Genomic DNA, 24,453 nt, shown 5'->3' on the forward strand with positions numbered 1-24,453 from the left:
TTAGAATTGTTTTAAGAACCTCAGGTTCCCTGAATGCAAATAACGGATATCGTGGATCCCGTATTTCATCATCACCAATCTGTCTAATCCGAGCCCGAATGCAAACCCTGTCCATTCTTTCGGATCTAACCCGTTCAATTTGAAAACGTTCGGATGAACCAAACCGCAAGGCATCAATTCCAACCAACCGGATTGTTTACATACGGAACAACCGCTTCCTCCACAAACCTGGCAGTTGATATCCAACTCGAAAGCAGGTTCTACGAAAGGAAAAAATCCAGGCCTTAGTCTAGTCTTTACTTCCTTCTCGAATACCCGTGAAAGTAGGACTTCCATCGTGTAAAGCATATTGCCCGCGGAGATATCTTTTCCTACCACCATACCTTCTATTTGATAGAAAGATGTTTCGTGAGAAGCGTCTACTTCTTCGTAACGGAATACTCGTCCTGGTCCTATGATCTTAAAAGGAGGTTTCAATTTTCTTAATGCACGGACTTGGATTGCAGAAGTATGCGTGCGAAGAAGGTTTCCGTTTTCCAAGTAAAAAGTATCCTGCATATCTCTAGCAGGGTGATCGTCCGTAAAGTTTAAGGCGCCGAAATTATTAAAGTCTGTTTCTACTTCTGGTCCATCCCAGATCTCGAAACCCATCGAGGTAAATATATCCTCGATCTCATATTGTATTTTTGTAATAGGATGTAATGTGCCAGGATCGGCTTCTCCTAAAGGACGAAGAACATCGAACCATTCCTTTTCGGATTGTTCTTTAAAACCTTTAGTCTTGAGATTTTCCCTGGTTTTGGAAACAATCTCTTCTAAACTTTTAGAAAGATCGTTAGCCTTTTGTCCTACCGTTTTCTTTTCTTCGATAGATAAGGAAGCCAGGTTTTTGAGTACAGAAGTGAGCTTCCCTTTTTTGCCCAGATACTCATTCTTGTTTTTGTCAAGATCCGCTTCGTCGATGGAAGATCCGATCAGACGATTCGCTTCTTCAAAAATTTTGTCTAATTCTTCCGATAGATTCATTTTCTAGATCCGACCAATTCCTTCAAAGAAGGATAAATTCCGCCGAAAGCCCCATTGGACATCGCTAGGATCAGGATTTTATCCTTCTCGAATTGGGGAAGGATTTTCCGAACTTTCTGGACCAGATCCTTAGGATCCTTGCAGTAAAATGGAAGGGTGCCCGAATGTTTTGGAAGTTTCAGGATCAGCTTTTTCACGTCCAAACGGCTATCCTTGGAGACCTTTTTTAGATTATATATTTCGGTAATCATGGTCACTGCAGAACCCTTAAACGCAAAAGAGTATTCCTTTTGGAAAACGTTTCGATGGGAAGTAGCACTTCTGGGTTCGAATAAGCTGATAATCTTAAAACCTGGGAATCTTTGCTTAACAGAACGAATCGTTTCTTCCACCGCTACAGGATGGTGAGCAAAGTCCTCGATCAGGATACTTCTTGCAGAGTCGAATAGTATCTCTTGCCTACGTTTTACACCAGGGAAGGATTCCAAAGCATCCAGTAATTTTTCCTTCGCTTTAGGAACATTCTCTTTTTTTAATATTTCTTCGCAGACTCGGAGGGCGACTTCTGCGTTTCTGTAATTATGGTTTCCGAAAAATCCGGGACGGAGAAGTCTTTGTCCGCTGTATAATTCTCCCTTCTTCCAAGTAAGAATTGAATCCTTTTTATTAAATTCGAATGCTTCCGATTTTACGAATTTGGAGGCTTCTCCGCAGATCCTTTTTAGATTTGCAGCTCCTGCCCAGTAATATACTTTTCCGTTCCCGGGTACGAGTCTCAATAATCTGGAGAACATTGTTTCGATCTCTCCGATATCTTTAAAAATATCCGCATGATCAAAATCTAATGCATTTAATACTGCATAAGTCGGTCTATAATGTAAAAACTTAGAGGCTTTATCGAAGAATGCTGTATCATATTCATCTCCTTCGATTACAAAATAATTTCCGTTTGTGAATTCGAAACCTGGAAATCCGTCCTTACGGATACCACCCACGAATAATCCGGGATTCAGTCCTGATTCTTTTAACAAGTGATGGATCAAGAATGTGGTTGTGGTTTTGCCGTGAGTTCCTGCGACTACCACTACTTTCTTTCCTGCGAGAATGTATTTTTCTAAAGCGGCAGACATGGAAACATATTCCAATCCGGAATTTAGGACTTCTTCGACTTCAGGGTTTCCTCTGGAGATCGCATTTCCAATTACGATTAGATCTTTGCCTTTGACTCTCTCCGCATCGAAACCTTCGGAGTAAGGAATTCCCCACTCTTTCAATTTGTCGGACATTGGAGGATATACTCCTGCGTCAGAGCCGGAAACTTCGTGACCTAGACTTCTTAACATGGAAGCCAGGTTTCCCATTGCAATTCCGCCTATCCCTATCAGATGGATTTTCAATTTAATAAGGTCCTAATAATATTGTAAATGAATACGAAAACCAAAGAAATACTTAAAAGATAAGCGGTTCCGAAAAGGAAGAATATTAGAATTTCCTTAGATTCTACACCGCTTACTCTTTTCATTCCTATAAAGGAAAGGTATACCGAATACAAAAAGGAAATCCCTATCAGTCCTAAATTGATCGGACTTGGAAGGATCCAAAATACGGAAGAAGCGGAGAATGCCAAAAATGCCAGGGTCAGAACATCCGCGGCCGGATAATTCTCCCCTTTTGTACGATCTATTTTTCGATAAAATACACGGACCACATCATACTGAGAAACTACCAAAAGTAAAACAGGATATATAATGAGAGAAGTGATCACTCCGGAGAATGGATTCAGATCCACCTCGTCACCAAAGACAAGGTCCAAAATAATTTTGATTAGATTTCCTACGATCCTGGAAATAGGAGCAAGCACCCAAAGTGCATAATGTAATCTTAATAGTTCCTTTCTGCCCAGAGAAGCATTTCTGAGATACAGATCAAAAGCTTCCGTAGGAGCCTTAAAAATTTTTTCTAAGAGAGAAAGTTTGGACTTTTCTACTTCCGTGAGTTCCGAATTCGGCGTGATCAAAAACATTATTTTTTCCGAGAAGTATTTCCTGGTTTGCCCTTAGCAGGTTTTACGATCGCTTTTGCATTCTTTATCGAATTCGCAGCGGTTTGGATCTGGGTAAACGCATTTGCAATAACATAAACCGGAGGTTCTTTAAAATTAGAATTTATAATTCGGATTATAGGACTTAGTTTTTTATCTCCTATGCTGGTCTCTTTATGAAAACGATATACTATCTCGTTCCCATCGGAAATCAAAACCTTTACGCTCGCTAAAGAGAATTCTGACTTCTCAGCCCCGGGAGCCAGAATATTTCCAATACCAAAACCTGCACCATTCTCATCGTCCGGAAAAGTTTCTACTTTCAGACCGGTCATGTATCTGTAAAGATCCTCTCCCAGCTTAGGTTCCAGCAAAATAATTTCTCCCGAAAGTCTTCGCCAAAGATTCTTTTTAACACCATTCGATTCGAAAGGAGTATTATCTATCTTGATGGATACGCCATTCTCATCTATATAAGAAATTTCTTTTACATATTCCTTATTCAAGGTCAGAATACTTTTTTGACGGAAGTCCTGAGGACCTTTTTGGAATCTATCAAACAGATAAGAAGAAGAAGTTAGAACATTTCGGATCGGTCCTTCATGCAAGATAACTCTCGTAGAACCTAAAGAATGTTTTTTTCCGATCCTTAAAGTTTTGGAAACATTTCCGGAATAAAAAACTAATTTAGGAGAATCCTCCCCAACTTGTAGGGATTCCTTGATCTGGATGCCTTCTAAGACCTCTTCCGTTCCTTTTACTCTATAGGTTCCGAAATCTCGAACGGTATTTTCAGAATTATAACCGCCTTCGTATTCTATATCCTTTCCGGTTTCAGTGTCTTTGTTTGAGACTGTAAAAAATTTTTCTCCCTTCTTGATGCCTTCTTTTACGGAAATCGTGAAGGGCTTCGGATAAAATTTTTCTCCGGTTCTTTCTACCCATTGTTCGCTGGGAGGATAGTATTCGATCCTATCTAAAGAAAATTTCCAATATTCAATCTCTGTTGCATCTTCTTTTGTTTTTTCCAAAAGGAAGAAGGCCAGAAATAATAAAACGACTACTAAGCCGAGAAGATAGAGTTTATTTCGCATCTTTCTGTCCGGCCTTTCTTCTTTTGATCACATAGATGGAGCCAAGACCGGCAATCAGTCCTGGGAATAAGAACATTCCTAAGATCCAGACCGCTCTCTTCTGTCCGTCGGTTAGTGAAACAGTTTCAATCTCTTCTTTTTTAGGAGGGATCGCAGGAAGACTAACGTCTTGGTACATCCAAGTCACCGAAGCTCCGGCAAGTTCGTAATTCGCCTCGTAAGGAAGATATTGGTTCGTGATCCAAGAAGTACCGGAATAGATCACGATCCTTCCTTCGTCCTCCGATTTTGTTTCAGGCAAATTAGTAGGAGGTGCATTCGGATCCGCAGGTGGAATTTCAGGAGAAGTCGACTTGGTCTTTAATACCAAAGCGATCGGAACATTTTTTTTCTCTTCTTCCTTCTCTTGTTTTCCGTTCCCATTCTTATCCAGATAAACATCTATCCCTGTTTCCAAAAGAATAGAAGTGTCTAACTTTATATCTGCCGGATTTGTAGGAGGTTTCTGTTCGAAATATCCTCCGTAAGGAAATACGATCCCGGTATCCTTTTTAGAAAGAGATTCTTCGATCGCATGATCTCTAAAAGCTTTGGTCAGGATCAAACCGGGAGCCCTACTCGGGCTTTGAGAAAGATTTCCTTTTGCAAAAGAATAACCCGCAGCTTCTAAGAGCCAATCGAAACTCTCTCCGCCTCTTTGTTCGATCGTAATGAAAAGTTTTCCCTTCTTCTTAAAAACAAAATCCAAGATAGAAGCTCTTGCTTCCGGAGAGAATGGAACAGTCGGTCCTGCAATGACCAGGAACTCAGCGTCATCCGGGATCTTAGGAGGCCAATTGTTCTGAAAACCGATTCCCGTGGATTTAAAATTCAAAAAAGATAATGAATCCGCAAAACGGACCAATTTTTCATTCGGAAGATTTTGGAAAGTTTGAGAATATCTTTCTCCATTTGCTTCCGTAAAATATACCTTTCTCTCTTTGGTAGTGACGTTCATAAAAGCCTGGACCAATCTTCTTTCCAGATCTTCCAATTCCGACTTATCCTTCACTCCTACTTTTTGTTCAGGATACGGACCGGCGGTGGAGCCTGCTTTACGAAAACGAATCAAAATGTTTCCATTAGAGACTTGTCCGAATTCAGCGATCTCGTCCAATTCCACATCTGCATTGATGAACTTTACTTTGAATCCAGGATGAATAGATACCAATTGGCTGAGTAAGATTTCTAGATCTGGACGAATTCTTTTTAGAGCGAGAGAAGAACTTCCATCAGCATTCCTAGCGGTGCTGTCTAGAGGGCGGGGATAAAACGCAATTACGTCTACTTCCGCTCCTTCCGGAATTTCTTTCAGGATCTTTTTGGCCTCTATGGAGAAAGAGTGAACTCCCTTAGAGCTTAGATCGAAATTATGATTTCTCATTACAGAAATATAATTTGCTAATATTAAAATAAGAAGAAGTATCCCTGTTCCGAGAAAAAAGTCTCTAACAAGACTTTGCTTTCTTCCCTTAAGACTGGATTGGTTCTCGTAGGAACTTCTTTCCCATTCTCTCAATATTCCTAAGAATACGCTTCCTAATACGAATAATACCAGGAAGACCAAAAGGAATTCTCTGAAGTTTGCGATCCAAACCGGAGCGGTCCCTCCCTTTTGAAGAGAAAGATCTTCTAAATAAACTCTGAGGAAGTAAATCCCTAAAGAGACAAAGCCCAATCCGGACGAGATGAGTAAGTTGATTTCCTTATCTTCTTTTTTAGAACCTTTATAAGATAAAAATCCGGAACCGGCAATGACGGAAAATACTAGAATGGAAATCGCCCATCTTAACCCCGCGCTTGAAAAGGATTCATAAACCGGAAAGAAGAGTAATAAAAATACGATGGATGCCCAGGAAAGAATTCTGGAAATTAGATTTGATCTCATCCTCTCCATCTCCTAGATTCCAAAACTTTCACGGTCAGATAAAGAAAGAAAATCGTTCCGCTGATAAAGAAAACAGTACTGCTCAAAGGGAGCACTCCTTTCGAAAAACTAATAAAATGGGTGAATATATGCAAGTGGAACAAAACGCTTCGGGTAGCAGCATCGAATAAATGAGAGAAGTATCCGATCACCCAAAGAGTTAACAAGATTGCGATAGAGATCAAAAGAGAGATCATTTGGTTTTTTCCCAAACTGGATCCGAACAATCCTACTGCAAAAGTAAATAGCCCAAGCAAGAACACTCCGATCGTTCCGGAAGCGACTATGTATAAAGGAGCTTTCCAGAAGAAATATAGAAAGAGCGGAAAGAGTCCATCCACCGCTACGGAGATGATCGCGCAAACAAATGTCCCGAACAAGAATTTACCTACTACAATCTCCAAATCGGAAATAGGGGCAGTAAATAGGAACTCCAACGTTCCTCTGTTTTTTTCTTCCGTGATAGAACCCATTGCTACGATCAACATCGCGATCAGCATCGTGCTCATGAAAGAGATAAAAGTGATGATGGTTGTTTCGGTATAATTTGTTCCCGAGTTAAAATTCAAGATCAGCACGAATAATGAATTTAAGAACGCCGTGCCACCTAGAACCAAAGGAGCCAAATAGGTACCGAAAAATACCCTGACTTCTTTTAAGAAGATCCATTTAATATTTCGAAACATGAATTAAACCTTGTTCATAAAGATTTGTTCTAAGGTCACATCCTGCTTACGAATGAATTCAGGCAGGATGCCAGAGGAAGAAATTCCAGAATATAATTCTTCTTTAAACTTCCTTTCGGAGGAAGTATTGATCAGAAAAGTTGAACCCACCGAATCTTCTCCTACGAATTTTAAGGTCGCACCTGACTTACTTGCGATCCCATTCAAATAGGATTCGGTTTCCGATCTGGATTTTCCGGATAAGGTCACTTCGAGACCGGAAAGATTTTCCATTTCTCTTTCCAATTCCTGGCGATCACACTGATACACCAATCTTCCTTTATGCAAGAACAGGAATCGATTACAAGTTTTGTAAACTTCCGGAAGGATATGACTGGAAAGAAGAATGGTATGTTTTTCCTTCAGACCATGAATTAAATTACGAATTTCTACTATTTGTTTTGGGTCCAAGCCGGAGATAGGCTCATCCATAATAATAATTTCAGGATTCCCTAAAATAGCCTGAGCGATTCCTACTCTTTTTCTGAATCCAAGAGAGAGAGTTTCGATGACTTTTTCCTTCACTTGGTTTAGATCCGTAAGACCTAAAACTCTATTCAGTTCGGAAGAAAGATCTTCTTCCGAGATCTGTTTGATCCGAGCGGCAAAAGTGAGATACTCTATTACAGTCAATTCCGGATAAAGAGGAGGAGTTTCCGGAAGATATCCGATCTTCCTCTTTACATCCAAAGGATGTTCGAATGTATTGAGTCCGTTCAACTCGCATAATCCGTCGGTTGCCATCAGGTAACCCGTGAGTATCCGGATCGTGGTTGTTTTTCCAGCACCGTTAAGGCCAAGCAAGCCTACAATTTCTCCCTCTTTGAGTTCGAAATTCAGACGATCAATGGCTAATTTCTCTCCGTAAAATTTGGAAAGGTTCCTTACTTTTATCATATTGTTTTCTGTCCGGTCCTACCGGAGATTGGAAGATATTTCTAATTAGAAGGGTTTCGGAAAGAATAACCTCATGCGGACCCGACTAGGTCAATCATTTTCCCGGAGAAGGACGGAACCATAAGATTTCGAGAGGTTTCAAAAGAATAATCAGATGTTTAATGGAACGGTCGTTCTTTACGAACGCCATTTAGCGCGAAAAAGCTCGTTAAAAAAGAATTGCGAACCCAAGGCTGAAAAGAAAAGCATCTTCTAACGACTTATAACAAGGCATTGTATGGCAGTAGCAAACTTTTTGAACGAAGCAAAGTCTCAAGGCAATAAACTATTTTTGCAATTCGGAGGCCAGGGTTCTCCTTGGTTGAAGGAACTTTCTAAACTTTACGAAACAGATCCTTCTTTAAAAGAATTGTTTGATACTGCTTTCAAAACACTCGCGGAAGAAGTCCCAGGTTTAAACAAAGATATCATCTCTCATGGATATGATTTCGAATCCTGGATCAAAAACCCAGAATCAGCTCCGGACGAAAACTATCTCTGCAGCGCTACCGTTTCTATCGTCGGTATCTTCCTCACACAAACAGCAAATTACGTCTCTTTAGTTAACAAAGGTTTTGCCACTTCCGAATTGATCGCGAATGCAAGTGGAGCAACCGGACATAGCCAAGGGATCATTCCTGCAGTTCTAATTTCTTTAGGAAAAGAAGGTGCTGACTTCTATAAAGAATACTCTAAATTCTTAAAATTCGTTTTGTATCTTGGATACCGTGCCCAGGAACTTTTCGGGATCTATAATCCTTCGGAAGAAGTTCTGAAAGGAAACGAAGAGATCGGAGACAAACAACCTGCTCCAATGGTTGCAGTCATCGGTTACAGCGCTGCTGAACTTTCCGAAAGAGTTCAAAAGACAAATGCAGAACTTGGACTCAGCGGAACGAAAGCAATTTATGTTTCTCTATTCAATACTCCTGATTCCAATATCGTTTCCGGAACTCCAGAAGCTCTTCTTGCTTTCCGCAAAAAATTCAAAGCGGAGATGGATGAGAAAAAAGTAAAATTCGTCTACTTGAGAACTACTGCACCTTTCCATTGCCCAATCATGGACGAGACTGAAAAGACCGTTCCAAAAGATATGGAAAGGATCGGATTCAGCTACAAAGGTTCCGAGTTAAAGATCCCTGTTTATTCTATCTTTGACGGAAGAAACTACCAGAACGAAGCGGACATCAGCTTACCTCTATTCAGAGAAGTTCTGATCAAGGCTCTTCATTGGGACAAAGCGATCTCAACCTTCATCAAAACCCCTAAGTTAGTCGGTATCGATTTTGGACCAAGTGTCGTTTCTCAAAAACTTACCCAAGCAAACTTGGGAACTTCTGAGAACAAAATTTATAGCGCATCCAGCCCGAAAGACATTAAGGTACTTTTGGCTTAAACTTACCGACGTCGGGAATTCTCCCGTCGGAAAAGAAAAGACTCCGCCATGGATTCGGTTCCTAAATTACTAAGAACCTCGATTAGGCGGTTGTCTTTTCTCTTTCCGGAATCGCTCAGACGAAAACTTTTATTCGATGTTCTGGCTCCTTATCGAGAAAAAGAACTTCCTCTGTTGGGAAGATCCGCTTTCCAAACTGGCCAATATTGTGAATTACAATTTTGGAAATTTCTAAAAGAACCTCATTCTGAATTTGATATTTCGAACCAGTTCATTTCTCCCAAACAAAAGTCCTTATTAAAAGATATCGCAGGCAATCTTTTTCCTGATGCAAAACATGCAGGATACAGGGATGCTAAGACCAGATCTTATTTAGATTCAAAACAACCTGTCAAAGGCGCCTGTGTCAGAACAAAATTTTTCGACACAAGGGCAGACTTTCTCATCCCACAAGAAGAATCTTGGCAGGTCATTATTATCAAGGCATCTTCGTCCGCCAAAAGAACACATATTTCAGAACTTTCATTTATCAGAATGGTTTTGGAAGAAGCAGGATATAAAATAAGTTCTACCCAAGTCTGGACTATAAGTTCCGAATACTCATATACTGGAACGGAAATAGATCCGAATCGACTATTTCAAAAAAAGGATTGTAGCAAGGAAACTTTAGCGAATCTGGAACAAACCAAAGAAAAAGCCTACAAACTCTTAGAAGTATTAGAAAAAGATAAAATTCCTTCCATCACATTCTCAAAACATTGCGATCATCCAAGAAATTGTATCCATCCAGAATCTTGTTATTCTGATTCTCCTCCAGGGGATCTATTTACTCTAAGAGAAGGAAAAGAACTCACTCTTACTCTTTGGAACCAAGGCATTCGGAATTTATCGGAAGTAGAGCCTGATTCCGAATTCACCCATCGCCAAAAAATACAAATAGAAGCCGTAAAAACAGGAAAAGAATATTTGGATAAAGATTCACTTTTGTCTTATCTAAATCACTTAAAGTTTCCTTTATATTGTTTGGATTTCGAAACGATCAATCCTCCGGTTCCGGTATACAAAGACACACATCCTTTCCAACATGTGCCTTTTTTATATTCTTTGCATATTATCCGAAAAGACCTGAACGAAAAACCGGAAGAATATATATATTTAGATGATCACGATACGGACCCAAGGCTTGGGATCTTGGAATCACTTTCTTCTCATATCAAGCCGGGAGGAACAATCCTCGCGTTCAACGATAGTTTTGAAAAACGCTGTCTAAAAGAATCCATACAAGCATATCCAAAATATAAGGAGTGGTTCCAATCCATAGAATCTGATTTTTCAGATCTAGCAAAACCGTTTTGGGATTACGATTATTATCATCCAGCTCAAGAAGGAACAACTTCTTTAAAGGTTGTCCTTCCGGTTCTTACCGGTGCAAATTACAAAGAACTTACGATCAACGCCGGTCATATCGCTAACTCCGAATTTTTAAGGATCAAAACGGAGAACGTTTCGGACCAGGAAAAGGAAAGAGTGGAGTCCGACCTGATCGCTTATTGCAGGATGGATACCTACGCTTTAATTCTGATCCTTAGGGCTTTAGCGGAGAAGTTAGACTGGCCCGGAAAATTATAACAATTCCTTCCGGATCAATCCTTCCGTAGGAATTCCAACCAAAATCGGACTTGTCGGGAGGGGTCCAGCGATTTCCCTATCCTAAGAATGGCGGCTCAAAAGAACATAAAGAAAATCGTATTGGCATATTCCGGCGGATTGGACACGTCCGTAATTCTTACCTGGTTAAAGGAAACCTACGGTTGTGAAGTGGTAGCATTTACTGCAGACGTAGGCCAAAAAGAAGAGCTCACAGGCCTAGAAGAAAAAGGGATCAAGACCGGAGCCTCCAAAGTTTATATAGAAGATCTTCGATTAGAATTCGCAAGGGACTTTATCTATCCAGCCATCCAAGGGAACGCGATCTATGAGATGAGATACTTGCTCGGAACTTCCTTAGCACGTCCACTGATCGCAAAAGCAATGGTAGAAGTCGGTAAAAAAGAAGGAGCGGATGCATTCGCTCACGGCGCCACAGGAAAAGGGAACGACCAAGTTCGTTTCGAGTTAGCATTCAAGTCCTTAGCTCCCGAAAAAGAAATTATAGCTCCTTGGAGGACTTGGTCCTTCGGAGGAAGAGCCGACCTAATCGAATATGCAAAATCAAAAGGTATCCCGGTGCCAGTCACTGCTTCCAAACCTTATTCTATGGACAGGAACCTGATGCATATCTCTTACGAAGGTGGAATATTAGAAGATCCTTATAGAGAACCGAATGAAGATATGTTCCTTCTTACCGTTTCTCCGGAGAAGGCGCCGGATTCTCCAGAGTACGTCGAACTCGATTTCGTAGAAGGAAATTGTGTCGCGGTAAACGGTAAAAAAATGGATCCTTACCAAGTAGTGGACACTCTAAATACCATCGGTGGAAAACACGGAATCGGAAGAGTGGATATAGTAGAGAACAGACTCGTAGGAATTAAATCAAGAGGAGTATACGAAACTCCAGGCGGGACCATTCTATTCCACGCACATAGAGACTTGGAATCCATCACCATAGACAGAGACACACAACATCATAAGGATAAATTATCCGCAGAATTTGCAGAACTGATCTATAATGGACATTGGTTCTCTTCCAGAATGGCTGCAGTCAGAGCATTCATCTCCGAGACACAAAGATTCGTAACCGGAACTGTAAAAGTAAAACTATATAAAGGAAACTGCATCATTGTAGGAAGAAAATCCTCGGTTTCACTTTACAATCCAGAGATGGCAACTTTCGAAAAAGAAGAATTATACAACCAAAAAGACGCCGAAGGTTTTATCAACCTATACGGACTACCTGCAAAAGAAGCTGCAAGGCTGCGTAAAAAATGACAAGAATTGCTGTTTATCCTGGCTCCTTCGATCCGTTAACTAGAGGACATTTGGACATTCTCCATAGGTCGGTCGGTCTATTTGATAAAGTGATCGTAGGTGTCGCGGTAAACTCCAATAAAAGCCTTCTTTTTTCCATCGAAGAAAGAATAGAATTCATCAGGGAAGCGACCAAAGGTTGGGACAATCTGGAAATAGACACTTTCGAAGGACTGACAGTGGACTATTGTAAGAAGAGAGGCGCTAAAAGTATTATCAGAGGACTGAGAGCAGTCACCGACTTTGATTATGAATATGCAATTTCTCTAATGAACAAGAAACTAGCTCCCGAAGTGGAGACGATCTTCCTAATGTCCTCCAACGACTATTCTTTCGTTTCTTCTACAATCGTAAAAGAAGTGGCAAGACACGGAAGGGATGTGTCCGCTCAAGTCCCGGATCACGTTAGCAAAGCATTACTTAAAAAATTATACCACAAGTAACTAAGGAATAAAAATGGCTAGAACATTTATCATGATCAAACCCGACGGAGTAAAAAACAAACATGTCGGCGATATCCTACAAAGGATCGAAAAAGAAGGATTCAAAATTTTAGGACTAAGATACCTTAAACTTTCCCTGGAAGACGCAAAACAATTTTATAAAGTGCATTCGGCTCGTCCTTTCTATAACGACCTTTGCAGCTATATGTCTTCTGGTCCGATCGTTGCGGCTGCTCTTGAAAGAGACAATGCAGTTCAACATTGGAGAGACGTGATCGGAGCAACCGATCCTAAAGAAGCTGCTGCAGGTACCATCAGAGCTCTGTTTGCAGAAAGCAAAGAAGCGAATGCTGTACATGGTTCCGACTCCGATGATAACGCTGCATTAGAGATCAGCTTCTTCTTCAAAGGAAACGAACTGTTCTAATAGAACAAATCTTTCCTTTTATAGACCCGGTGTCCCTAAAAAGACCACCGGGTTTTTTATTATTATCTTCTAATATAGAACAACCTAACAATTGTTTTATATAAAGAAGCTCTTTTGACCGACGTTCTTGTCGGAGAAAAAAATCCGGATTATAACGAATTTTTCTTGTACTTTTTGGAAATATCTTTCTCTATTTTTTCTACGTAGGCGAAATAAAACCACCGTTTCGACCGAAGCTAATAATATGAACGCAGCTACCAAAGAGCAGATCATCAAACACAGCCGTATCATAGAAAAATACAGAACAAAGGACACTCTGTTCGACGGCGCCCCGGATTGGATGGACGACGTTTTGGAAGTGATCTACTCCCAGGACGATTTTATCGCGGAAAAACCCGATATAGATCTGGATATAGAGTAATCTAATCCTTCGTCTGTCTTTTAAAAGTTCTCAAACCGGAGCAACCGCTCCGGACTCTCTTAGAATTTTCATTATCTCAGGTCTACAACTTCCACAACCTGTTCCCGCTCCCGTCTTTTCAGAAATTGTCTTAAGATCATAGACCCCATTACGGATCTCTTCTTCTATATTACCTTTTCCTACACCATTACAAGAACAGACCAAAGCACCTATCGGAGGTTTAAGCGGAGAAGATCCGGTCAAGAGTCTATCTCTCTTATCTCCCAACTCAATACCGGAAGAGATCATTGCCTTGAATTCCGAGAACTCAGATTTGTCTCCGACCAAGATCGCTCCAACCAAACGATCTCCTTTGATAATACATTTTTTATAACGGCCCTTTCTTTTATCAAAGAATACGATCTCCTCATATTCAGGACCCGCCTCGTCCATCGGAACCTCAGGCAATCTCAATGATACTAATTCCAAACCAGGTATCTTTAGAAGATTAGAATGCATTGATCCTGAATATGAACCGATCTTATATCCATACATATGCCAAGCTGCAAAGTCAGCCTGCTCCTCTGTGGCAGCTATGGTTCCGTACATTCCAGTGGAATGTTCAGCGACTTCTCCTATCGCGTAAATATCCGGATCGCTGGATTGTAAGAAGTCGTTCACTAAAATTCCAGACTTACAATTCAGTCCTGCTTCTTTTGCTAATTCTAAATTTGGAACCGTACCTACTGCGAACACAATCCCATCCGGGCGAATGCTGGAACCGTCTCTGAACTTTACACTCTCTAATCTTTCCGTTCCATACACTTTAGAAATCTCAGTATCGAATAAGATTTGAATCCCTCGCGCTTCTACTTCTCTTCTTAAAATTTCTCCAGAGATCTCGTCCAACTGTTTAGACATCAATCGATCCGTTCGTACGAGAACAGTAACATTTACATGCAAGGATCTTAATGCAGCCGCAAGCTCCAAACCTAATAATCCCCCGCCTACTATCAAGGCATGAGTGTTCGGAACAAAAAACCCTTTGATCCGATCCGCATCGTTTTTGGAACGAAGGCTGAAAATACCTAACATCTTCTCCGGGATATATTTAGGGATAGAAGGCCTGCTTCCCGTGGCAATAATCAGTTTATTATAAGAATATAAATTACCTTGGGAATCTCTGACCTTCTTCCCTTCCGGAAGGATCTCCGACACAGAAATGGAGGATTTTACTTCTACATTCCATGATTTGATCTCTTCTTCGCTGACTCCGGACAATTGAGAGAATTGTTTATCTCCGCTGATCAGATCAGGCAATAGAATACGGTTATAAAATGGATGTTCTTCTTTGCATAAAACCGTGATCTCATCCTCAGGAGAGATCGCTCTGAACTTTCTAAGGAATGCAAGAGTTCCGTTTCCTCCTCCTATGATCAGAATTTTTTCCTTAGGTTTTTTATACGGAATCACTTCCACAGCAGAAATTTTAAAACCAGGCTGCTTGGAGAATGGATCGAACTTAGAACTTGTGAGATTATTCGCTCTTGCCTCATCGTTTCCGTTCTTTCTTCCCCAATGCATAGGTAAGAATACGGTACCTTGTCTGATACTTTCAGTGATCGTGGCCCTGACTCGAACACTTCCCCTTTCGTTTTTGACTTCTACGATCTGAGATTCTATGATCTCTCTTTCTTTTGCATCAATCGGATGGATCTCTAGATAAGGTTCTTTCTTATGTTCTTTAAGCTTTCTCACCTTTCCTGTACGAGTCATCGTATGCCATTGATCCCTGATCCTGCCGGTAGTAAGAATTAAAGGAAAGTTCTCGCTTGTTTTTTCGGAATTATCTTCCGGCTCGACGGAATGTATTTTTGCTCTTCCACCTGGCCGATAAAACTTTCCGTCGGAAAATAAACGTGAAGTTCCAGTATGGTCCTTGGAAGGAAAAGGCCACTGCACTGATCTTCTTTCTTGTAAGATAGAATAATCCAAACCTGCAATATCCAGATTTGTACCCTTAGTAAGTTGACAATGTTCCAGAAAAACTTCTTCTTCATTTTTATAATCAAAAGAAGGACCAAATCCCATCTTCTCCGCAAACTCTGTCAGTATCCAAGTATCCGCCTTTGCATCTCCAGGCGGATTGAAAATTTTAGGCAGATACGTTATTCGCCTATCAGAGTTGGTCATGGTACCTTGCTTTTCAGTCCAACCGGCAGCAGGAAGAACATAATGAGCAAAAGGAATGGATTCATGGTTATTTGAAATATCTTGGACAACAACTAGTTCAGCGTTTCTTAGTCCTGCTTCTACAGTTCTTGCGTCAGGAAGACTTACGGTTGGATTTGTACAAACAATCCAGATCGCTTTCATCTTTCCATTTTTAAGATTTTCGAACATCTCTGTGGCGGAATAACCTGGCTTGTCCCGAATAGATTCCACTCCCCAAAAGTCCGCGACTTCCTTTCTATGATTTTCATCCGCTAAATTTCTGTGAGCAGGTAAAAGATTACATAGACCTCCAACTTCTCTTCCCCCCATTGCATTTGGCTGGCCTGTTAAGGAGAATGGGCCTGATCCAGGTTTACCGATCTTGCCTGTTATCAGATTCAAATTTATTAATGCTAAATTTTTATTTACTCCTACCACACTTTGGTTCAATCCCATTGCCCAAAGAGTTAAAAACCCATTTGAATTCGAGATCAGACTTGCCGCTTCTTGGATGGACTCTTCAGAAACTCCACAAGAGCCCGCATATTCTTCCATACTGATTGAAAATACTTTTTCTTTCAGCTCTTCGAAACCTTCTGTATGAGATTTAATAAAATTAGGATCTAAGGAATCAGTCTCTATCAGACTTCTTGCAATTGCATTGAATAATAATATATCAGTTCCGGGTATGATCTGAAGGTGTAAGTCCGCATTCTCACAACTTTCAGTCTTTCTAGGATCAACAACTATGATCTTAACGTTCGGGTCTGAATTTTTTCTAGCTTCTATCCTTCTGAAAAGAATCGGATGACACCAAGCTGGATTGGCGCCGGCAATCAAAAAACAATCGGCAATTTCTATATCGTCATACGAGATAGGAACACTATCCTCTCCCAACGACATCTTATAACCTACAACTGCAGAACTCATACAAAGTCTGGAGTTCGTATCTATATTATTTGTATTTAAAAAACCTTTGGTGAGTTTGTTCACCACGTAATATTCTTCCGTCAATAATTGCCCGGAAACATAGAAGCCCACTGAATCGGGACCGTGCTCTTTGATTAGATTCTTAAAACGAGAAGCTATCTCTCCTAAAGCTGAATCCCAATCAGTATTTTGCAATTCTCCCGTTTTAGGATTTCTTGCCATTGGATGTAAAAGCCTGTCGCTCTTATCCAAAACGGTATGATGCAAATTTAGCCCTTTGGAACAAAGCATTCCTTTATTTGCAGGATGATCCGGATCTCCTTTGACCGTAAAACTGGTCTCGCTCTCTTTTTGGATCAATACGCCGCATCCGACCCCACAATAAGAACAGGTACTTCGAAATCCATTTTCTGTATTCACAACTCAATTATAGCAATTTTTATGCCAATTATAAAATTTTATGAATGATTAGCCTAAACTTGCAGTATCTCCGAATAGAAAATGAACGATTTCAAATCGTACGCACTCAAACTAAGCATCATGTACAATATATGCGTAATTTCTAGCGATTTTGTTCTTTCTTCTTAACTTCATTAGTAAAAGAATTTTAGCAAGTGTTCGAAAAAGAAGGGCTGAATCTAATTTTTTATATGATTCTATCTTAATATAAGATTTTTCAAAAACAATCTCAAATACTTGGCACGACTTTTGCTATAAGCTGTTTGTGAGCATTTTTGCTCGTTAACGGAGAGCTTTAAATGAAAAAATTTCGTGAATTCATGTCTATTGGACACTTTCCATCGCTCGTGAGCTCCTTTCTATACTTTGACTTCAGCTTCATGGTATGGATGCTGCTTGCTGCTTTAGGCGTTTTTATTTCAGAAGAATTCAAACTTGGCCCTGCCCAAAAGGGTATGCTTGTTTCTGTTCCTCTATTGGGAGGAACGTTATTAAGAATCCCGTTAGGGCTACTTTCTGATCGTTATGGATCTAAGATCGTCGGTCTTTCCGGAATGGGTGTCACAATGCTCACCCTATTGCTTGGTTGGAAATTCGCGCACACTCTTCCTGAAGTGATCCTTGTAGGATTATTATTAGGAACTGCGGGAGCAAGCTTTGCAGTAGCTCTTCCTTTAGCGAGCAGATGGTATCCTAAAGAATACCAAGGCTTGGTGATGGGGATTGCAGGCGCTGGAAACAGTGGATCAGTGATAGCTACATTCTTTGCTCCTGATCTTGCGAGAAACTTCGGATGGCATGCTGTTTTCGGTCTTGCTCTTATTCCTTTAGCTTTTGCTTTCGTATTCTTTTTATTTTTCGCAAAAGATTGTCCGGGAACAATCTCTAAAAAACCTTTAAAACAATATTTAGTACCTATCAAATCCAGAGACGCTTTATTCTTCTGTTTGCTATATAGCGTAACGTTTGGAGGCTTCGTAGGTATAGCAAGCTTTCTTCCTATCTTCTTCCATGATCAATACGGTGTGGATAAAGTCACCACTGGATTATACACTTCTTATTGTATCTTAGGTGCAAGTTTGGTCCGTCCTATTGGTGGATATCTTTCCGATAAATTCGGAGGAGTTACAGTTTTACTTGCTGTATTCGCTGGAGTCGCTTCTTGTCTGGTCGCGGTCTCTTGGTTACCTTCCGTAGGGATGATACTTCCTATCTTCATCACTTTGATGATCTTCTTAGGTTTAGGAAACGGTTCAGTATTCCAACTTGTCCCTCTTAGATTCAGCAAAGAGATCGGGATCATCACAGGATTTATCGGAGCATTCGGAGGTTTAGGAGGATTTTTCGTACCAAACTTATTAGGAAGTTTGAAAGCGATTTCCGGGACCTTCTCCGTTGGATTCATAGTATTGTCCGTCGTAGTTGCGTTATCCGCCGTTCTTCTGTTCATGATGAATACTTTCGTTTGGGAAAAAAATAGAAAAAACGAATCCTTAGAGTTGGAGTCGGCTTAAGCCGGCTCCTAAAAGGGAAAGGAGATATATAAAATGAAACGGAAGTTAGTAATTCTTGGAAATGGGATGGTGGGTCATAGATTCGCCGAAAAAATCGCAGAGTATGGTGGAGCAGAAAAATTTGAAGTAACTATTTTGGGAGAAGAACCCAGAAGAGCTTACGATCGTGTTCATCTTTCCGATTATTTTACGAATAGATCCGCAGATTCACTTTATCTTTCTCCTTCCGATTGGTATAGAGCCAATGGGATCCGCTTATTACTCTCAGAACCTGCGATCTCTATCGACACAGTTTCCAGAAAAGTAATCACTTCTGCCGGAACTGAATTACCTTTCGACGAATTAGTTCTTGCTACCGGTTCTTCTGCATTTGTTCCGAATTTCGAAGGTGTTGATAAGCAAGGAGTCTTTGTCTACCGCACGATTGAAGATCTAGAAAAGATCATGACCTATGCTAAGCAAGTTTCCAAGGTCGCAGTACTTGGTGGAGGTTTATTAGGTTTAGAAGCAGCTAAAGCGGTTTTAGACATGGGAAAAGAAAGCCATGTAGTGGAATTCGCTTCTCGTTTGATGCCTAGACAATTAGATGAGGCGGCTTCTTCCGTTTTAAAATCCAAGATAGAATCTTTAGGCGTTCGTATTCATTTAAACAAAGAAACCAAGCAAGCGTTAGGCGATTCTAGTTTCCAAGGACTGGAATTTGTAGACGGTTCCGTTTTAGAAGTAGAGATGTTGATTATCTCCGCAGGTATCCGGCCCAGAGATGAACTGGCAAAAAATTCCGGAATAGAAGTTGGACAAAGAGGCGGGGTCCTAGTAGACGATGAGTTAAGGACTAACGTTTACGGAGTATACGCAATAGGAGAAGTTGCGCTCCATAAAGGAATGATCTACGGACTTGTCGCTCCAGGTTATGAAATGGCGGAAACGCTCGCTTATAATCTTTGTAGCCCCGGACAAAAAACGAAATCATACGCAGGTTCCGATCTTTCTACAAAACTAAAACTGATCGGAGTAGATGTTGCTTCTTTCGGAGACGCGTTGGGGCAAACGGAACATCTTCCCATCGCTTATACGAATCCTCGTACAGGGGTTTATAAGAAATTAGTAATTTCTCCTGATGGTAAAAAGTTAAAAGGAGGGATCCTGGTAGGAGATGCGGATGCATATTCTACTCTTCTTACCCTATACTTAAATAACGTGGAACTTCCCGCAGAGCCAGAATCCTTAATTGTAGGAACTCCTTCAAAAGAAGGTTCTGCATTCGGTTCACTTCCTGACGAAGCAAAGATCTGTTCTTGTAATAACGTTTCCAAAGGAGATCTTTTAGGCGCGATCCGTTCTGGCTCTTGTTCCGATCTGAAAGGTTTAAAAGAATGCACCAAGGCCGGAACTGGTTGCGGTGGTTGTATCCCTCAGATGAATTCCATCTTGAAGGAAGAGCTTCGTGCACAAGGTAAAGTGGTTACTGAACATGTATGCGAACATTTTAAATATTCCAGACAAGAATTATTCCAGATCGCAAAAGTAAAAGGGATACGAAGCTTCGAAGAGATGATCCGCACTCATGGAATGGGGAACGGTTGCGAAGTTTGTAAACCTGCTGTAGCTTCTATCATCGCAAGTATTTACAACGAACCGATCCAAAAGCACAGAGAGATCCAAGATACCAACGATAAGTATCTGGCCAATATCCAAAGAGGCGGAACCTACTCGGTTATTCCTCGTATTCCAGGTGGAGAGATCACTCCTGATAAATTGATCGTGATCGGTCAGATCGCCAAGAAGTACGATCTCTATTGCAAGATCACTGGCGGCCAAAGGATAGATCTACTAGGTGCAAGAATGGAACAACTTCCTGATATCTGGAAAGATCTAGTTGAAGAAGGTTTCGAAAGCGGACATGCTTACGGAAAAGCTATGCGAACCGTAAAAAGTTGTGTAGGTTCTACTTGGTGTAGATACGGAGTGCAAGACAGTACTGCATTCGCGATCCGAATTGAAGAAAGATATAGAGGGATCAGAGCTCCTCATAAATTAAAATCCGCAGTCTCAGGTTGTATCAGAGAATGTGCGGAGGCTAGAGGCAAAGACTTCGGGATCATCGCCACTGAAAAAGGTTGGAACCTTTATGTAGGCGGGAACGGAGGAGTGAATCCTAAACATGCGATCCTTCTTGCAGCAGACTTGGACGAAGAGACCTGCGTTAAATACATAGACAGATTCATGATGTTCTATATCAGAACCGCGGATAAACTTGTAAGAACTTCTGCTTGGTTGGAGCAATTAGAAGGCGGGATAGAGTATCTAAAAGATGTAATCATCAACGATAGACTTGGCATCAACAAAGCCTTGGAAGAAGAGATGGACAATCTTGTTGGGACCTATATTTGCGAATGGAAGGACGTAGTGGAAGATCCTGAAAAACAAAAGAAATATAAACATTTCGTAAACAGCGAAGATCCCGATCCTACTGTTTGTTTCATAGAAGAAAGAGGGCAAAAACGTCCTGTAGATTGGCCTAAAAAAGAATTGGTTTCGAACTAGGAGATAAAAATGAACACAACCGCAAAAGAACCTGTTTGGATACCCGTCAGTGCAGTAAGTGAATTTCCAGAAGATGGAGGAGTCTGCGCCAAAGTTTATGGAGAACAGATCGCCATCTTTCATTTTAGTTCTCGCAACGAATGGTTTGCCTGCGAGAACAAATGCCCTCATACGGGAGATATGGTTTTAGCCAGAGGAATGATAGGCGATTCTCAAGGAGAACCTAAAGTTGCATGTCCTATGCACAAAAAATCTTTCTCTCTCAGAACAGGAGCTTGTATCAGCGGAGAAGAATACTCCATAAAGACATACCCTGTTCATATCGAGGACGGAACCGTTTATATCGGGATCGAAAGCCCGGGAACTCAAGGTTAAGACCATGAATTCTTCCGCCGGAAAAGTATATCTGGTAGGTGCAGGTCCGGGAAATCCGGACCTTCTAACAGTTCGCGCCGTAAAACTGTTAAGAAAGGCAGATGTTATTCTATACGATGATCTAGTCTCTGCAGGAGTTTTGAAATACTGTAAAAAATCTGCGGTCTTGGAATACGTCGGCAAGAGGATCGGTCAACATAGTTGTCTCCAAACCGAGATCAATAGAAAATTAGGAGAATATGCTAAACAATATTCTAATATAGTTCGTTTGAAGGGAGGAGACCCTTCCATTTACGGTAGAGCGGGAGAAGAAATTGAATATCTTGCTTCCTTAGGAATTGAATGTGAAATTTTAGCTGGAGTCACCACAGCTTCCGGAGCAGCTTCTAGTTTGGGAATTCCACTCACCCATAGAGAATATGCGAGAGAGATACTTTTCTTATCCGGCCATAAGAAAACCGGCAAAAATCCGGAAAGTTTCGAAAATTTGAACTTAGACGGCAAAACAGTCTTGGTTTATATGGGGCTGAATAGTTTAGAAAGTATTCGGGAGAATTTGTTGGAGTCCGGAAACTCACGTTCGACTCCTATGGCATTTATAGAAAACGCTACTCTTCCTAACCAAAGGTTAGTTTTAGCAAATCTGGATACATGCTTGGAGAAAGCGGAAGAACTCCAGATCAAAACACCGGCACTTTTGATCTTCGGTGAAATCGTGAGTTTTTATACTGAGTTGCAGAGGTTGAAAGAAGAAGGTAGGATCTCCTCAAACGTTTTTGCACCAAACCACAGGTAAACTACTCGCAGTTTTCCTGAGCAGAATTATATTGATTCCTGCGGATTCCCGCTAAGAGGAAGCATGAACGATATTACCGGAAAGAAAACAACGCTTAGAACTGCCCAAGCGGAAGGTTTTGTATTCTGCAAATCGGAAACAATAATTAGGATCAAAGAAAACACTCTTCCAAAAGGAGATCTTTTTGGAGTGGCAAAGGCAGCAGCACTTCTTGGCGCCAAAAAAACTTCAGAGCTGATCCCTCATTGCCACCCTGTCTCTATTGATTCTTTCCAAATAGAATTCGAAGTTCTTTCCGACAAAAATGCAGTCCGGATCTTGGCCACCGCCAAATCCATCGGAAAAACCGGCATAGAGATGGAGGCTTTAACAGGTGTAAGTGTCGCTTCATTAGTGATTTATGATTTACTAAAACCGATAGATAAAGAGTTGGAAATTTCCTCTATTCGTCTTTTAGAGAAGAAGGGCGGAAAAACGGACTCTCAGATCACAAAATTTGCAGCAGGTTCCAAAGCCGGGATCTTAGTTTGTTCCGATTCCACTTTCCAAGGAAAAAGAGAAGATGGTTCCGGAAAGGCTATCTTAAATCTATTAAAAGAATATGATGTAGAAACTGTTAAATCAGAAATTCTTCCGGACGAACCAGAGCAGATCCGAAATACTATATTAGAATGGTCTAAACTAGGTTTGGACCTGATCGTCACCACAGGCGGAACGGGACTCGGACCGCGAGACAATACTCCGGAAGCAGTCAAAGAGATCTTAGAGCAAGAAATTCCAGGTATTGCAGAAGCAATGAGATCCTTCGGCCAAGACAGAACTCCACTTGCAATGTTATCCAGATCCATCGCAGGTAGGATAGGCAAAACCTTAGTGGTATCCGTTCCAGGAAGTACAAATGGCGCCACTGAAAGTTTACAAGCTATTCTTCCGGCAGTATTCCACGCGAAAAAAATGATGAGAGGAGAAGGACATTGATCTCCGTCCAAGAGGCGCTAACACTCATAGGATCTTCTGCGAGTATTTCTTCTTTCGAAAATACAAACTTGGAAAATTCTCTTGGTAGAGCACTGAGAGAAAAAATCTACGCAGATAGAGATTATCCGCCTTTTCATAGAGCGACTATGGATGGGTTTGCATTGAAGTCCGAAGGTTTTTCAGAAGATCGGATCTATTCTTATACAAGAGAATTGCATGCAGGAGAATCTTTCCAATTAGAAAGTGGAGAGGAAGCCATTCGCATCATGACTGGTGCCCCTGTCCCGGAAGGTTTCGATCTTGTTATCAAGATAGAAGATTCCGAAGATTTAGGAATTTTTAATGGAAAGAAACAGGTTCGCTTTAAGACGGAAAAATTCGGCTCCTTCTCCAATATAGCAATCCAAGGAGAAGACCTGAAACAAGATCAGGAAATATTAAAAGAAGGAACTTTAATCAGCGCTTCCGTCCTTTCTCTACTATCTTCTTTGGGAAAATATTCCGTCCAGACTTCTAAACTTCCTCGAATAAGAGTGATCTCCACTGGAAATGAGATCGTGGGTCCAGGTGATATCCCGAAACCTTGGCAGATCAGAGATTCTAATTCTTATTCTATCCGATCTTTATTACAAAAATATGGTATAGTTCCTTTGTCCGTTACTAGAGCCGGAGACGATCCTATTCTTCTGGAAAAAGCAGTGCAGGAAGGTTTAGATTCGGATCTTCTCATTTTATCCGGCGGGGTTTCTATGGGAAACTTAGACTTGGTTCCTAGAATCCTGCAGTCCTCCGGAGTAGAAGAAGTATTTCATAAGGTACGGATCAAACCTGGAAAACCTGTTTGGTTCGGTAAAAAGAAGGACCAGGCTGTCTTCGGTCTACCGGGGAATCCGTTCAGCGTTCAAGTTTGTTTTCGGATCTTTGTGGAGACTTACTTGCGAAAGTTTTTAGGACTTTCTCCAGAGAAGCCGATCTACTTACCCTTTGCTGGAGAAAGAAAAAAGAAAAGCAAACTGACTGAGTATTTCCCAGTTTCTTATGAGACCGAAGGCCAAACCTTTTTAAGGGAAAAGAAGTTTAACGGAAGCGGAGATATTCGAGCCGGAATTTTTTCGGATGGACTCGGAGTTCAATTTTCTGAAACGGAAAATCTGAAAGAAGGAGATTTGTTGGAATTCCATCCCTGGACTTAATCCAGATTGACCCATCCGCCTTGTCG

The 24,453-nt window shown here is 41.0% G+C and carries 20 protein-coding genes; 12 read left to right on the forward strand and 8 right to left on the reverse strand.

Annotation, left to right across the window (positions count from 1 at the left end):
• Genes pheS through LPTSP_RS12905 form a run of 7 tightly spaced genes read right to left on the reverse strand, consistent with a single transcriptional unit; the run spans position 1 to position 7,749 of the window.
• Positions 1–1,026, reverse strand: a complete 1,026-nt coding sequence (pheS, locus tag LPTSP_RS12875; RefSeq protein WP_108929120.1) for a phenylalanine--tRNA ligase subunit alpha — start codon at positions 1,024–1,026, stop codon at positions 1–3.
• Entirely contained in the window at positions 1,023–2,423 is a 1,401-nt protein-coding gene (locus tag LPTSP_RS12880) for a UDP-N-acetylmuramate--L-alanine ligase (protein ID WP_108929121.1), read from the reverse strand. The genes pheS and LPTSP_RS12880 overlap by 4 nt, the downstream gene beginning before the upstream one ends.
• The gene (locus LPTSP_RS12885) at positions 2,420–3,049 is read right to left on the reverse strand and encodes a hypothetical protein (protein ID WP_108929122.1); all 630 of its coding nucleotides are present in this window, start codon (positions 3,047–3,049) and stop codon (positions 2,420–2,422) included. Before LPTSP_RS12885 ends, LPTSP_RS12880 begins: the two co-directional genes overlap by 4 nt.
• On the reverse strand, positions 3,049–4,161 hold the full coding sequence (locus LPTSP_RS12890) for a DUF4340 domain-containing protein (RefSeq protein ID WP_108929123.1): 1,113 nt from the start codon (positions 4,159–4,161) through the stop codon (positions 3,049–3,051). The genes LPTSP_RS12885 and LPTSP_RS12890 overlap by 1 nt, the downstream gene beginning before the upstream one ends.
• Positions 4,151–6,088, reverse strand: a complete 1,938-nt coding sequence (locus tag LPTSP_RS12895; protein ID WP_108929124.1) for a motility-associated ABC transporter substrate-binding family protein — start codon at positions 6,086–6,088, stop codon at positions 4,151–4,153. The genes LPTSP_RS12890 and LPTSP_RS12895 overlap by 11 nt, the downstream gene beginning before the upstream one ends.
• Complete coding sequence (locus tag LPTSP_RS12900) at positions 6,085–6,813, reverse strand: ABC transporter permease (RefSeq protein WP_020769135.1); 729 nt, start codon at positions 6,811–6,813, stop codon at positions 6,085–6,087. The genes LPTSP_RS12895 and LPTSP_RS12900 overlap by 4 nt, the downstream gene beginning before the upstream one ends.
• 3 nt (positions 6,814–6,816) lie before the next feature.
• Positions 6,817–7,749, reverse strand: a complete 933-nt coding sequence (locus LPTSP_RS12905) for an ABC transporter ATP-binding protein (RefSeq protein ID WP_108929125.1) — start codon at positions 7,747–7,749, stop codon at positions 6,817–6,819.
• Positions 7,750–8,026: 277 nt separating this feature from the next.
• Here LPTSP_RS12905 and LPTSP_RS12910 point away from each other — a divergent pair, with 277 nt between their 5' ends.
• The 6 genes from LPTSP_RS12910 (at position 8,027) to LPTSP_RS19115 (ending at position 13,442) form a co-directional block, all read left to right on the forward strand.
• Positions 8,027–9,184 carry an ACP S-malonyltransferase gene (locus tag LPTSP_RS12910; protein WP_108929126.1) on the forward strand — a complete coding sequence of 386 codons (1,158 nt, stop codon included), beginning with the start codon at positions 8,027–8,029 and terminating at the stop codon, positions 9,182–9,184.
• A 48-nt stretch (positions 9,185–9,232) separates the two neighbouring features.
• Positions 9,233–10,813, forward strand: coding sequence for a DUF2779 domain-containing protein (locus tag LPTSP_RS12915; protein ID WP_108929127.1), 1,581 nt, complete (start codon positions 9,233–9,235; stop codon positions 10,811–10,813).
• Between the two features lie 87 nt (positions 10,814–10,900).
• Positions 10,901–12,112, forward strand: a complete 1,212-nt coding sequence (locus LPTSP_RS12920; RefSeq protein WP_020769181.1) for an argininosuccinate synthase — start codon at positions 10,901–10,903, stop codon at positions 12,110–12,112.
• Complete coding sequence (gene coaD / locus LPTSP_RS12925) at positions 12,109–12,594, forward strand: pantetheine-phosphate adenylyltransferase (RefSeq protein WP_008594744.1); 486 nt, start codon at positions 12,109–12,111, stop codon at positions 12,592–12,594. The genes LPTSP_RS12920 and coaD overlap by 4 nt, the downstream gene beginning before the upstream one ends.
• A 13-nt stretch (positions 12,595–12,607) precedes the next feature.
• Positions 12,608–13,021, forward strand: coding sequence for a nucleoside-diphosphate kinase (locus LPTSP_RS12930; RefSeq protein WP_108929128.1), 414 nt, complete (start codon positions 12,608–12,610; stop codon positions 13,019–13,021).
• A 244-nt stretch (positions 13,022–13,265) separates the two neighbouring features.
• Positions 13,266–13,442 (forward strand): hypothetical protein, encoded by a 177-nt coding sequence (locus tag LPTSP_RS19115; RefSeq protein WP_167396437.1) that lies wholly within the window; start codon positions 13,266–13,268, stop codon positions 13,440–13,442.
• 30 nt (positions 13,443–13,472) lie between these two features.
• Here the strand turns inward: LPTSP_RS19115 and LPTSP_RS12935 are convergent, their stop codons facing one another.
• Positions 13,473–16,985 carry a nitrate reductase gene (locus LPTSP_RS12935; RefSeq protein WP_108929129.1) on the reverse strand — a complete coding sequence of 1,171 codons (3,513 nt, stop codon included), beginning with the start codon at positions 16,983–16,985 and terminating at the stop codon, positions 13,473–13,475.
• A gap of 338 nt (positions 16,986–17,323) precedes the next feature.
• Here LPTSP_RS12935 and LPTSP_RS12940 point away from each other — a divergent pair, with 338 nt between their 5' ends.
• The 6 genes from LPTSP_RS12940 to LPTSP_RS12965 all read left to right on the forward strand — a co-directional run bounded on the left by LPTSP_RS12940 (position 17,324) and on the right by LPTSP_RS12965 (position 24,427).
• Positions 17,324–18,538: an MFS transporter gene (locus LPTSP_RS12940; RefSeq protein WP_108929130.1), complete on the forward strand. Its 1,215-nt coding sequence runs from the start codon at positions 17,324–17,326 to the stop codon at positions 18,536–18,538.
• A 33-nt stretch (positions 18,539–18,571) separates the two neighbouring features.
• Positions 18,572–21,085, forward strand: a complete 2,514-nt coding sequence (nirB, locus tag LPTSP_RS12945; RefSeq protein WP_108929131.1) for a nitrite reductase large subunit NirB — start codon at positions 18,572–18,574, stop codon at positions 21,083–21,085.
• Positions 21,086–21,094: 9 nt separating this feature from the next.
• A complete protein-coding gene (gene nirD / locus LPTSP_RS12950) occupies positions 21,095–21,460 on the forward strand; it encodes a nitrite reductase small subunit NirD (RefSeq protein WP_108929132.1) in 366 nt (121 codons plus the stop codon).
• Positions 21,461–21,464: 4 nt separating this feature from the next.
• Positions 21,465–22,256 carry a uroporphyrinogen-III C-methyltransferase gene (gene cobA / locus LPTSP_RS12955; protein WP_108929133.1) on the forward strand — a complete coding sequence of 264 codons (792 nt, stop codon included), beginning with the start codon at positions 21,465–21,467 and terminating at the stop codon, positions 22,254–22,256.
• Between the two features lie 63 nt (positions 22,257–22,319).
• Complete coding sequence (gene moaCB / locus LPTSP_RS12960; protein WP_108929134.1) at positions 22,320–23,234, forward strand: bifunctional molybdenum cofactor biosynthesis protein MoaC/MoaB; 915 nt, start codon at positions 22,320–22,322, stop codon at positions 23,232–23,234.
• Positions 23,231–24,427 (forward strand): molybdopterin molybdotransferase MoeA, encoded by a 1,197-nt coding sequence (locus LPTSP_RS12965; protein ID WP_108929135.1) that lies wholly within the window; start codon positions 23,231–23,233, stop codon positions 24,425–24,427. The genes moaCB and LPTSP_RS12965 overlap by 4 nt, the downstream gene beginning before the upstream one ends.
• The last annotated feature ends 26 nt before the right edge of the window (positions 24,428–24,453 follow it).

The organism is Leptospira johnsonii (assembly GCF_003112675.1).
In the GTDB taxonomy this organism is placed as follows: domain Bacteria; phylum Spirochaetota; class Leptospiria; order Leptospirales; family Leptospiraceae; genus Leptospira_B; species Leptospira_B johnsonii.